Below are 12,085 nucleotides of genomic sequence, written 5' to 3' on the forward strand. Positions count from 1 at the left end.
GCGGTCAGGTCCCCCGAGGGGTGACTCTCAGGCCCCGACCGCCAACAACTCCGGTACCAGCGACGCCTCGTAACGAACCATCAGGACACGCGCCACCTCGGGCGCGGCGCCGAGGACTTCGGCCAGGACGTCCGCGTCCGCCGCCCCCGCCGCGATCCGGTCCGGCAGGCGGCCCGGCGCGAGCACGTACGGGGCGACCGCGACGCGTTCGCAGCCGAGCGCCCGTAGTTCGCGCACGACGTCCTGCGTGCGCGGAAGGGATGCGGAGGCGAACGCAGGCCGCACGGCGCACCAACCGGTGTGCCGCCACTCCCGCGCGATTTCAGCGATCACTGCGATCGCCTCCGGGTCGGATGAGCCCGCCGAGGCCAGGACGACCCCGGTCGTGGGCTTGTCGGCGGGGGTCAACCCCGCCTCGTACAGGCGTCGTTCGAGGGCCGAGACCAGCAGCGGGTCGGGGCCCAGGACCTCCGCCTGGTGGATGCGCATCCCGGGCGGCGCCGTGCGCAGCACCGCCGGGATGTCCGCCTTCGCGTGGAAGGCGCGGGTGAGGAGCAGGGGGAGCGCCACCACGTCCCGTACACCCTCCGCCGCCAGCGACGTCAACACCCCGTGCACGGAAGGGACGTTGAAGTCGAGGAACGCCGTCTCCACCCGCACGCCGGGGTGCTGCGTCCGCACCTCGCCCACGAGGGCGTGCACGGTCGCGGCATGGCGCGGGTCGCGGCTGCCGTGGGCTATGACGAGGAGGGCGGGTGTGTGGGACATGGTTCGCTCAGTTCTTCACCAGGGTTCCGGGAGGCGGGCTCAGAAGTCCCAACCCTCGTCGTCGACAAGCGCCTTGGGGTCCTCGGCCGAGGCGAAGGACTCGCCGGCCATGCCCGCCGCGAGCGTCGTGCCGTCCGACGGGTCGACCAGCAGGAACGAGCCCGTGCGGCGCGAGTCCGCGTAGGAGTCGATGGCGAGCGCCTCGGCGATCCGCACCTTCACCCGGCCGATGTCGTTGGCGACGAGCTGACCGGGCTCGGGGTGCTGGGAGAGGTCGTCGAGCGTGAGCCGCGACGGGATCTCCTTGACGATCGCCTTGACCGTACGGGTGGTGTGCTTGAGCAGCACCCGCTGGCCGACGACGAGCGGGGTGTCCGCCACGTGGCACACCGTCGCCTCGATGTCCTGCGAGGTGGCGGGCGCGTCGTGGCTCGGCACGATCAGGTCGCCGCGCGAGATGTCGATGTCGTCCTCCAGGAGGAGGGTGACGGACTGCGGCGTCCAGGCGACGTCAACGGCCGTGCCCAGCAGGTCGATTCCGGTGACCTTCGACGTGCGGCCCGAGGGCAGCACGGTGACGGACTCGCCGACGCGGAAGGTGCCGGCCGCGATCTGCCCCGCGTAACCCCGGTAGTCCGGGTGCTCCGCGGTCTGCGGACGGATCACGTACTGCACGGGCAGGCGCGCGTGGCAGCCGGTGAGGTCGTGGCTGACCGGCACCGTCTCCAGGTGCTCCAGGACGGTCGGGCCGCCGTACCAGTCCATGTTGGCGGACGGCTCCACGACGTTGTCGCCCGCGAGCGCCGAGATCGGGATGGCGGTGATCTCCGGAACGCCCAACTGCCCGGCGTACGCGGTGAATTCCTCGGCGATCTTCGCGAAGACGGTCTCCTCGTAGTCGACGAGGTCCATCTTGTTGACGGCCAGCACCACATGGGGCACTCGCAGCAGCGCGGCCACCGCGGCGTGCCTGCGGGTCTGCTCGATGACACCGTTGCGCGCGTCGACGAGGACCACGGCGAGGTCGGCGGTGGACGCGCCCGTCACCATGTTCCGCGTGTACTGCACGTGGCCCGGCGTGTCCGCGAGAATGAACCGCCGCCGGGGTGTGGCGAAGTACCGGTACGCGACGTCGATGGTGATGCCCTGCTCGCGTTCGGCGCGCAGGCCGTCCGTGAGCAGCGCGAGGTCCGGCTCGGCGGCGCCGCGCGAACGCGAGGCGAGCTCGACGGCCTCCAGCTGGTCGGTCAGGACCGACTTGGAGTCGTGCAGCAGCCGGCCGACCAGCGTGGACTTGCCGTCGTCGACGGAGCCGGCCGTGGCGAACCGCAGCAGGGTGGTCGCCGAGAGCCCGGCCAGCTCTTCGGCGGCGGAGGAGGTGGTGGTGCTCATGTCTAGAAGTACCCTTCGCGCTTGCGGTCTTCCATCGCGGCCTCGGACATCTTGTCGTCGGCGCGGGTGGCGCCCCGCTCGGTGAGCCGGGAAACGGCGATCTCGGCGATGACCTTGTCGATGGTCGTGGCGTCGGAGTCGACGGCGCCGGTGCAGGACATGTCGCCGACGGTGCGGTAGCGGACCTGCCGCGTCTCGACCGTCTCGTCGTCCTTCGGGCCGCCCCACTCGCCCGCCGTCAGCCACATGCCGCTGCGCTTGAAGACCGGGCGCTCATGCGCGTAGTAGATCTGCGGCAGTTCGATGTTCTCGCGGGCGATGTACTGCCACACGTCCAGCTCGGTCCAGTTGGACAGCGGGAACACGCGGACGTGCTCGCCGGGGGCGTGCCGGCCGTTGTAGAGCTGCCAGAGTTCGGGGCGCTGGCGGCGCGGGTCCCACTGCGAGAACTCGTCGCGCAGGGAGAACACGCGCTCCTTGGCGCGGGCCTTCTCCTCGTCGCGGCGGCCGCCGCCGAAGACGGCGTCGAACTTCTCCTGCTGGATCTTCTCGGTCAGCGGCACGGTCTGGAGCGGGTTACGGGTCCCGTCCGGACGCTCGCGCAGCTTGCCGGCGTCGATGTACTCCTGCACCGACGCGACGTGCAGGCGAAGGCCGTGCTTCTCGACGGCGCGGTCGCGGTAGTCGAGGACCTCGGGGAAGTTGTGCCCGGTGTCAACGTGCAGGAGGGAGAAGGGGATGGACGCCGGGGCGAATGCCTTGAGCGCCAGGTGCAGCATGACGATGGAGTCCTTGCCGCCGGAGAAGAGAATCACCGGCCGCTCGAACTCGCCCGCCACCTCGCGGAAGATGTGCACCGCCTCGGACTCCAGGGAGTCCAAGTGGGTCAGCGCGTAAGGGCTGTCGGTCTCCTCGGAGCCCTCGGAGACGGAAGAAGCTACGGTCGTCATGCGGCGAGACCCCTCTCGGTGAGCAGCGCACGGAGCGCTGCCGCGGACTCCTGCACGGTCTGGTTCTGCGACTCGATGCGCAGGTCGGGCGATTCGGGTGCCTCGTACGGGTCGTCGACCCCGGTGAGGCCGGACAGCTCACCGGCGGCCTGCTTGGCGTACAGGCCCTTCACGTCGCGGTCGGAGCAGACGTCCACGGGCGTGGCGACGTGCACCTCCAGGTAGCCGGTGCCGCCCACCTGGTGACGCTTGCGGACGGCCTCGCGGCTGTCCGCGTACGGGGCGATGACCGGGACGAGCGTCAACACGCCGTTGCGGGCGAGGAGTTCGGCGAGGTAGCCGATGCGCTGGACGTTCGTGTGCCGGTCCTCCCGGCTGAAGCCGAGGCCCGCCGTGAGGTATTCGCGGATCTCGTCGCCGTCCAGCACCTCGACCTTGCGGCCCTCGGCGCGCAGCGTGTCCGCCAGCTCGTACGCGATGGTGGTCTTGCCGGCGGACGGCAGACCCGTGAGCCAGATCGTGGCTCCGGTCACTTGGTTCTCCAAAGTCTGGGTGTCGTTCATGGCGGTCAGCCGTGCAGTCCGCACTCGGTCTTGGCCTGGCCGGCCCACCGTCCGGCGCGCGCGTCCTCGCCCTCGAGGAGGCGGCGGGTGCACGGGGCGCAGCCCACGGAGCCGTAGCCGTCCATCAGGAGCGGGTTGGTGAGCACGCCGTGCTCGGTGACGTACGCGTCGACGTCGTCCTGCGTCCAGCGGGCGATCGGCGAGACCTTGACCTTCCGCCGCTTCTCGTCCCAGCCGACGACCGGGGTGTTCGCGCGGGTCGGGGACTCGTCGCGGCGCAGGCCCGTGGCCCACGCGGCGTATCCGGCGAGTCCCTCTTCGAGGGGCTTCACCTTGCGCATCGCGCAGCACAGGTCCGGGTTGCGGTCGTGCAGCTTCGGGCCGAACTCGGCGTCCTGCTCGGCTACCGTCTGCCGCGGGGTGAGCGTGATGACGTTGACGTCCATCACGGCCTCGACGGCGTCCCGCGTGCCGATCGTCTCCTCGAAGTGGTAGCCGGTGTCGAGGAACACGACGTCCACACCGGGCATCGCACGGGAGGCGAGATGGGCGACCACCGCGTCCTCCATGGACGAGGTCACGCAGAACTTCCTGCCGAAGGTGTCCGTCGCCCACTGGAGGATCTCCAGCGGCGATGCATCCTCCAGGTCGCGCCCGGCCTGCTCGGCGAGCGCCTTCAACTCATCCGTGTCCGCGGGGGCTTGAGCCGTCGTCATATCTGTTCCCCTCCACCGTCGTTGCGCTGAACCCCGCGGGCGAGCAGCCCGCGGAACTTCAACGTGAAGGCTCGGTTGCAGGCCGCGCATTCCCAGGCGCCGTGACCTTCCTCGCCGGGCCGCAGGTCCTCGTCCCCGCAGTACGGGCAGAAGAACGGCGCGGCGCGCTCGCTCATGCTGTGTCCTCTGTTTCGCTCGCTGCGCTCACGAAAGGGCCTCCGCGGATGCACGTGCGGCCCAGGTCGCGAAGCGCTCGCCGTCCTCGCGCTCGGCCTCGTAGTTCTTGAGGACGCGCTCGATGTAGTCCGGCAGGTCGTCCGACGTGACCTTCAGGCCGCGCACCTTGCGGCCGAACCCGGCCTCCAGGCCGAGCGCGCCACCGAGGTGCACCTGGTAGCCCTCGACCTGCTCGCCGTTGCCGTCGAGCATGAGCTGCCCCTTGAGACCGATGTCCGCGACCTGGATACGGGCGCAGGCGTTCGGGCAGCCGTTGAGGTTGATGGTCAGCGGCTCGTCGAACTCCGGGAGGCGCTTCTCCAGTTCGTCGATCAGCTGCGAACCGCGCTGCTTCGTCTCGACGATCGCGAGCTTGCAGAACTCGATGCCGGTGCAGGCCATCGTGCCGCGCCGGAACGGCGAGGGCTTCACCTGGAAGTCCAGCGCCTCAAGACCGGCGACGAGCGAGTCGACCTGGTTCTCGGCGACGTCGAGGACGATCATCTTCTGCTCGACGGTGGTGCGCAGACGGTCCGAACCGTGCGCACCCGCCAGTTCGGCGATCTTCGCGAGCGTGGTGCCGTCCACTCGGCCGACGCGCGGCGCGAACCCGACGTAGAAGCGGCCGTCCTGCTGCTGGTGGACGCCGATGTGGTCGCGCCACTTCTGCGAGGGCTCCTCGGGTGCGGGCCCGTCCACGAGCTTCCGCTTCAGGTACTCGTCCTCGAGGATCTGGCGGAACTTCTCCGGACCCCAGTCGGCCATCAGGAACTTCAGACGGGCGCGGGTGCGCAGGCGCCGGTAGCCGTAGTCGCGGAAGATGCCGACCACGCCGGCCCAGACGTCGGAGACCTCGTCCAGCGGCACCCACGCGCCGAGGCGCTGCGCGAGCTTGGGGTTGGTGGACAGGCCGCCGCCGACCCAGAGGTCGAAGCCAGGGCCGTGCTCGGGGTGGTTCACCCCCACGAAGGCCACGTCGTTGATCTCGTGGACCACATCCTGGACAGGGGAGCCCGAGATCGCCGTCTTGAACTTGCGCGGCAGGTTGGAGAATTCCTTGTTGCCGATGTAGCGGTCGTGGATCTCGTCCACGGCGGGCGTGCCGTCGATGATCTCGTCGGCGGCGATACCGGCCACCGGGGAGCCGATGATCACTCGGGGGCAGTCGCCGCACGCCTCGGTCGTGGACAGGCCCACGGCCTCCAGCTTCTCCCAGATCGCCGGAACGTCCTCGATGCGGATCCAGTGCAGCTGGATGTTCTGCCGGTCGGTGATGTCGGCGGTGCCGCGCGCGTACTGCTCGGAGACCTCGCCGATCGCGCGCAGCTGCGCGACGCTCAGCCGGCCGCCGTCCACGCGGACCCGCAGCATGAAGTACTCGTCGTCCAGCTCCTCCGGCTCCAGGACGGCCGTCTTGCCGCCGTCGATGCCGGGCCTGCGCTGGGTGTAGAGACCCCACCAGCGCATGCGTCCGCGCAGGTCCTGGGGGTCGATGGAGTCGAAACCGCGCTTGGAGTAGACCGTCTCAATACGTGTCCGTACATTGAGACCGTCGTCGTCCTTCTTGAACTGCTCGTTGCCGTTGAGCGGAGTGAAGTGGCCCACGGCCCACTGACCCTCGCCACGGTGACGGCTCACCTTACGGCGGGGCGTGGCGGAGACAGGTGTTTCTGGGGTAGCAGCCATGGATGTGTGTCCTTCAGGCGGGCTTAAGGCGGCTCTGACCTGCACACTTCGCGCGATGGGCGCGGCGGTGCGCAGGGGGTCAGATGTGACGAGAGATCGGCGGGGCTGGAGAGATCAGCGCGCCGGACAGATGGCGCTGGACATGCGTCCGAAGTCGACGTGACGTCGACTCACCAAGGCGGTTCCAGCTGTAGACATGACGAAAGCGTGTCACGGGACTTTGGGCCCGGTCCACCATTGTCCGCGATCCGGACGAGATCGTCTCGAATCGCGGACAATGGTGGCGCCGGTCACAGTGGCACGAAGGGGCTCGACGGCAGGCGGGACACACTCAGGCGGCGGGAAAAGCCCCCGGCCACGGGCCCGCGGTCGGAAGGTCCTGCTCCTCCTCGGTCGCCGTGTGGAACAGCTTGAAACCGCGCCGCTGATAGTTCGCCATCGCGTGCTCACCGTCCTTGCTGCACGTGTGCAGCCACACCCGCTTCGTGGGCGCCCGGTCCGGCCACCGTTCGGCCAGGTCCCACGCGCGCGCGACCGCGTACGAGAGGAGGTGGCCGCCGATCCGCCGCCCGCGGAACGCCGGGATCAGGCCGAAATAGACGACCTCCACGACGCCGTCGTCCTGCGCGTCCAGCTCCACGTACCCGGCGGGCGTGCCCTTCTCGTACGCGACCCAGGTCTCGCCACCCGGACGCGACAGCTGCTCCTGCCACTGCGCGTAGGTCCAGCCGAGCCGGTCCAGCCAGCGGATGTCGCTGCCCACGGACGCGTACAGGAAGCGGCTGAACTCCGGGGAGGGGATCTCGGCGCGCACGACGCGCACGTCGTCGCCCTCCGGTGGGGTCGCAGGGCGCAGGTCGCCGGGAGCGGTCTGCTCCAGCGACCACGTGGTGACGGTGAGGGTGTTGCTGCTGCTCATGCGGCTCATCGGATCACGGCCGACGCGCTGTGGCCAAGGGTGTTCAGGATGCGGGAAGGTCCCGCGCGGATCAGTCCGTGCGTCGGTCCGTGCGTCGGTCCGTGCGACGGCCGAGGCGCCCGGGCCACCAGGACCTCGGGCCGATGTCCCTGACCAGCGCGGGGACGAGCAGCGAGCGGACGACCAGGGTGTCGAGCAGGACGCCGAAGGCCACGATGAACGCGATCTGCACCAGGAAGGCGAGCGGGATCACGCCGAGCGCGGCGAACGTCGCGGCCAGCACGACACCGGCCGACGTGATCACGCCGCCCGTCGCGACGAGCGCCCGCAGGATCCCGTCCCGCGCCCCGTGCTTCAGGGACTCCTCACGGGCTCGCGACATCAGGAAGATGTTGTAGTCCACGCCGAGCGCGACCAGGAACACGAACCCGTACAGCGGCACGGACGCGTCGGTGCCGCTGAAGCCGAACACGTGCTCAAAGACGAGCGCCGAAATGCCCAGCGTCGCAACGAAGTTGAGGGCCACCGTCGCCACCAGGATCAGCGGCATCATCAGGGACCGCAGCAGCCCGATGAGGATCACCAGGATGATGGCGAGGACCACGGGAACGATCAGCGTGCGGTCGCGTTCGGCGGTGTGCTGGGTGTCGTACTGCTGCGCGGTGTAGCCGCCGACCAGGACGTCGGCGCCGTCGATGGAGTGCAGCGCCGTACGGAGTCGGCCGATCGCCTCCTTGGCCGCGTCGCTGTCGGCCGGGTCCTTCAGCGTCACGTCGACGCGGATCCTGCCGTCCACGACGCGGGCGGGACCGCCGCCCGGCCGGCCCTGCTCGGTGAGGACCGCCGCGCTCGCGACGCCGTCGACCTTCTCGGCCCGCGAGACGACCGCGTCCCGCTGCCCCGCGTCCGCGATCACCACGGCCGGGTTCCCGGAGCCGCCGGGGAAGTGCTCGGCCAGCGTCGCCTGCGCGGCGACCGAGGGCGCGTCGTTGACGAAGATCTCGTCGAGCGGCACGCCCTTGGAGTCGAGGGTGGGAGCGAAGGCCGCGCACGCCAGCAGCCCGACGAGGGCGATCGCCCAGATCTTGCGCGGCGCCCGCTCCACCGCCCGCGCGACGCGCCGCCACACACCGTGCCCCGCGCCCGACCCGTCGTCGGTCCGCACCTTCGCGGGCCAGTACGCGGCGCCGCCGAGCAGCACCAGGGCGGCCGGGAGGAACGTGAGGGTGCTCAGGACGGCGCAGACGATGCCGATGGCGCCGACCGGGCCGAGCGCCCGGTTGTTGGTGAGGTCGCTCAGCAGCAGGGCGAGCAGGCCGAGGGCGACCGTGGCGGCGCTGGCCACGATGGCCCCGGAGGAGCGGCGCAGCGCGGCCCGCATCGCGGTGAACCGGTGGGCGCCCGTGGCGAGTTCCTCGCGGTAACGGGCGGTGAGCAGCAGCGCGTAGTCGGTCGCGGCGCCGATGACGAGGATCGACAGGATGCCCTGCACCTGTCCGTCGACCCGTACGACGTCGTGGTCGGCGAGGGCGTAGACGACGGCGCAGGCGGTGCCCAGGGCGAGCACCGCCCCGATGATGATCACGAAGGGGAGCAGCACGCTGCGGTAGACCAGGATCAGGATCACCAGGACCGCCACCAGCGCGACCGACAGGAGCAGCCCGTCGATCCCGGCGAAGGCGCCGGTCAGGTCGGCCTGGCTCGCCGCGGGGCCCGCGACGGCGACCGTCGTACCCGGCACCTTCGACGCCGCGGAGTCGATCTCGTCGAGCGTCGGGGCGAGTTCGTGCCCCAGGTCGGGGCGGAGCTGCACGACCCCCTGGAGGGCCTCGCGGTCGTCCGACGGCACGGCGGGCGACACCTGCCCCACGATGCCGGGCTCGCCCTTCAGCGCGGCCAACGCGCGGGTGGCGGCGGCCTGTTGGTCATCGGCTATGCGGCCGCCGCCGTCGGCGGTCCACAAGACGATCGCCGGGAGCGTCTCGTCCTCGCTGAAGGCGCGCTGCGCGTCGATCACTTGGGTGGACTCCGCACCCTGCGGCAGGAAGGCCGCCTGGTCGTTCGTGGCGACCTCGCCGAGCTTTCCGGCGTACGGACCGAACATGCCGCCGATGGCGAGCCAGCCGAAGAGCAGGACGATCGGCACGAGCCAGCGGGCGCGTCGGTGGGTGCGGGGCATGGTTCTCCCAAGGAAGGCGGCCTGACAACCTCAATCAGAAAGTATCTCGATGATTGAGTTAACTGGGATGGTGGCATACGCCGTATCTTCCGCCTCGCCCGGCCTCGCGGATGCGGTCGGCCGCGAAAGGGGCCCTAAGTGCGGGGGCTCTCCACGGCGGCGAGCTCGTGATTGAGCGATCCCAGGAACCGCACCACCACGTCCAGTTCCCCCGCGCTGAAGTCGCCGCGCACCCGGTCGGTGGCCTCCGCGAGCGGCCCGAAGTACTTGCGTGCCCGCGCCTGCGCCCCCGGCACGTACTGCAGGTGCACCACCCGCCGGTCCCGGCTCTCCCGCACCCGCCGCAGATGGCCCGCGCGTTCGAGCCGGTCCACGCAGGCACTCACCGCGCCGGACGTCAGCCCGAGACGGCGGCGCAGCACGCTCGGGGTGACGGGTTCCGTGGAGTCCAGGACGACGGCGAGCGCCTGTACGTCCGTGGGGTGCAGGTCCTGGCCGGTGGCGAAGCCGTGCACCACCCGCGTGAGCTCTCCGTTGAGGCGGCGCAGCTCCACCGCGAGACGCCGCAGGTCCGACGGTGCGGCCCCTTCGTCGGCTTCCTCGGCCCGTCCACCCACGCCCACCACGGCATTCCCTCCGCTCGATCCTGTACGAGGGTGCGTCAGCTTACTCGGGCCGCAGGTCGGGGCGGCGGATGACGTCCAGCGGCGCCCGGAGCCACGGGCTCTTGCGGTTCGCCGGGTCGAGCAGCGACTTCACGTGCGCGTCCGCGACGTCCTGCGGGGCGAGCAGCGACTCGGAGGCCGTCCCCCGTGCGCCTTCGCGCCAGACCGAGAGGCCGAGGAGGTAGTGGTCGGCGTACTCCTGCCACGTGTTGTACGTGCCCGCGACCCGCGGCACCACGTTCTTCAGCAGGTTCCACGCGTCCGCCTCGGAGAGCAGCCCGGCGGCGAAGCCGCACCGCGCGATGTCCGCGTACAGGGCGATGTCCCAGGCCAGCGGCTCCACGCCGAGCCGGGCGCGGGCCTGCTCCCGAAAGCCCGACCGCGCCAGCGCGCCGAGCCGCGCGAGCAGCTCGTCCCGCGTGCCGGACTCCCACTGCCCGGCCAGCCGGCGCCGCGCCTTGTCGTCGTCGAGGCGGGTGAACGGGTAGAGCGTGGTGCGGGAGGCGTCCTTGTCCGGGCGCACGGGTGCGCTCAGGGACACCATCCAGAGCTGGTGCAGCGTGAGGGGCGTGCGGTAGCGCCGTTTCGCCCTGGGTCTGATGCGCGGGATGCGTTCGAACAAGGACATGGCGCCGGAGCGTACCGAACCTGCCGCCGCCGCACCCACGGGGCTCTCGTTCAATGTGCGGGGCTCGAACAGGTCCGGGCCGCCGCCACCGCCGGGGCGACCGAGTGCGGGAGGAGGTCCCGTGAGTCGTCCGGGAGGAGGACGTCCACGGTCGCGTCGTCCGCGAAGCGGTAGGGGCGGTGGGCGAGGAGGGCGCCGAGGTAGCGGCGGACGCGGGACATCTCGGCGCGCACCGTCACCGTACGGGTCCCGTCGCCGAACAGGTCGTCGGCCAGCGCGGAGGCGCTGCGTCCCGCCGGGTGCAGCGCCAGGACGAGGAGCAACTCGGCGTGCCGCGGGCTCAGTTCGTGGGTCCAGGTGGCCGCGGCCCCGGACACCTCGAGGGACCAGCGGCGCGGGCGGGACACGTCGAGCGCGATATGGGTCGAGTCGAGCGGCCGGGGCTCCTCGTCCAGCATCAGGAGCCAGCCCCCGGGCAGCGGTGTCACTCCGCAGGACCCGAGCGCCGGGACCCAGCAGCCGCCCTCCGCAAGGGACTTGGGGAGCGCCACCCGGTCCACCGGCGGCATCCCGGTGACCGCCGCCGTCCAGCCGAACCGGTCGACCGCGAGCGCCCGCCCGTTCATCCGCGAGAGGACCGGCGCGGCGACCGAACGCAGCCGCTCCAGGCTCCCCAGCAACTGTTCGCGCAGCCGGGCCTCGGCGAGCTGCGCCACCGAGTGCACCCACGACAGCGTCGCCGGATGCAGCGTGTCCATCGGCCCGCTGACGTCCACGACCCCGAGGACCCGGCCGTCGCGCGGATCCGTCACTGGGGCGCCCGTGCAGATCCACGGGTGCTGCGACTGCACGAAGTGCTCGGCGGAGAAGACCTGCACGGGACGGCGGGCCACCAGCGGCGTCCCGATCCCGTTCGTGCCGACGACGTCCTCCGCCCAGTGCGCGCCCAGTTGGAAGCCCAGTCTGTCGGCCATGCGCAGCACACCGGGGTGCCCCTCGCGCCACAGGATCCGGCCCTCGGCGTCGCTGATCACCATGATGTGCTGCGCCGCGTCGGCCACCGTCACCAGCGCCTCGCGCAGCATCGGCAGGAGTGGGAGGAGCGGCGAAGCCTGCCGCTTCGACTCCAGCTCCTCCGTGGTGAGCAGGCCCAACCGGACGTCGTGGTCGGGGTCGACGCCGTCCCGCAGCATCCGCTGCCAGGAGTCGCCGATCACCGGTCGCGGACGCATCCGCGGCCGCAGCCCCGAGAGCGTGGCGTCGCGCACCCCCTTGAGGAGGCGGGACGAGTGCGCCACATCCATGGCGGACAACCGTGCGAGGTCGATCGTCGAGTCCTTGTTCATGGGGAGAACCTCGGTTTGGGGGAGTTGCGTCCATCCTGCACTGAGAAACCGCACAGG

At 71.0% G+C, this 12,085-nt stretch carries 12 protein-coding genes; all 12 read right to left on the reverse strand.

Annotated elements, in window-relative coordinates; translation table 11 throughout:
* Positions 1 to 27: 27 nt before the first annotated feature.
* The gene (locus ACWD2L_RS18515) at positions 28 to 768 is read right to left on the reverse strand and encodes a sirohydrochlorin chelatase (protein ID WP_351331681.1); all 741 of its coding nucleotides are present in this window, start codon (positions 766 to 768) and stop codon (positions 28 to 30) included.
* Between the two features lie 39 nt (positions 769 to 807).
* Positions 808 to 2,160 (reverse strand): sulfate adenylyltransferase subunit 1, encoded by a 1,353-nt coding sequence (locus ACWD2L_RS18520; RefSeq protein ID WP_351331683.1) that lies wholly within the window; start codon positions 2,158 to 2,160, stop codon positions 808 to 810.
* A gap of 2 nt (positions 2,161 to 2,162) precedes the next feature.
* Positions 2,163 to 3,110 (reverse strand): sulfate adenylyltransferase subunit CysD, encoded by a 948-nt coding sequence (gene cysD / locus ACWD2L_RS18525; protein ID WP_351331685.1) that lies wholly within the window; start codon positions 3,108 to 3,110, stop codon positions 2,163 to 2,165.
* Complete coding sequence (gene cysC / locus ACWD2L_RS18530; protein ID WP_351331687.1) at positions 3,107 to 3,673, reverse strand: adenylyl-sulfate kinase; 567 nt, start codon at positions 3,671 to 3,673, stop codon at positions 3,107 to 3,109. Before cysC ends, cysD begins: the two co-directional genes overlap by 4 nt.
* Before the next feature lie 5 nt (positions 3,674 to 3,678).
* The gene (locus tag ACWD2L_RS18535) at positions 3,679 to 4,389 is read right to left on the reverse strand and encodes a phosphoadenylyl-sulfate reductase (RefSeq protein WP_351331689.1); all 711 of its coding nucleotides are present in this window, start codon (positions 4,387 to 4,389) and stop codon (positions 3,679 to 3,681) included.
* Positions 4,386 to 4,565 carry a hypothetical protein gene (locus tag ACWD2L_RS18540; protein WP_351331691.1) on the reverse strand — a complete coding sequence of 60 codons (180 nt, stop codon included), beginning with the start codon at positions 4,563 to 4,565 and terminating at the stop codon, positions 4,386 to 4,388. The genes ACWD2L_RS18535 and ACWD2L_RS18540 overlap by 4 nt, the downstream gene beginning before the upstream one ends.
* Positions 4,566 to 4,593: 28 nt before the next feature.
* Complete coding sequence (locus ACWD2L_RS18545) at positions 4,594 to 6,291, reverse strand: nitrite/sulfite reductase (RefSeq protein ID WP_351331693.1); 1,698 nt, start codon at positions 6,289 to 6,291, stop codon at positions 4,594 to 4,596.
* Between the two features lie 331 nt (positions 6,292 to 6,622).
* Positions 6,623 to 7,210, reverse strand: a complete 588-nt coding sequence (locus ACWD2L_RS18550; RefSeq protein WP_351331695.1) for a GNAT family N-acetyltransferase — start codon at positions 7,208 to 7,210, stop codon at positions 6,623 to 6,625.
* Positions 7,211 to 7,280: 70 nt separating this feature from the next.
* Complete coding sequence (locus tag ACWD2L_RS18555; protein ID WP_351331697.1) at positions 7,281 to 9,389, reverse strand: MMPL family transporter; 2,109 nt, start codon at positions 9,387 to 9,389, stop codon at positions 7,281 to 7,283.
* A gap of 134 nt (positions 9,390 to 9,523) precedes the next feature.
* Positions 9,524 to 10,006 (reverse strand): MarR family winged helix-turn-helix transcriptional regulator, encoded by a 483-nt coding sequence (locus tag ACWD2L_RS18560; RefSeq protein WP_351331699.1) that lies wholly within the window; start codon positions 10,004 to 10,006, stop codon positions 9,524 to 9,526.
* Between the two features lie 49 nt (positions 10,007 to 10,055).
* Positions 10,056 to 10,682 carry a DUF1266 domain-containing protein gene (locus ACWD2L_RS18565; protein WP_351331701.1) on the reverse strand — a complete coding sequence of 209 codons (627 nt, stop codon included), beginning with the start codon at positions 10,680 to 10,682 and terminating at the stop codon, positions 10,056 to 10,058.
* Between the two features lie 50 nt (positions 10,683 to 10,732).
* Positions 10,733 to 12,028, reverse strand: a complete 1,296-nt coding sequence (locus ACWD2L_RS18570; RefSeq protein ID WP_351331703.1) for a helix-turn-helix domain-containing protein — start codon at positions 12,026 to 12,028, stop codon at positions 10,733 to 10,735.
* Between the last annotated feature and the right edge of the window lie 57 nt (positions 12,029 to 12,085).

It is taken from the genome of Streptomyces sp. NPDC002754 (genome assembly GCF_053592315.1).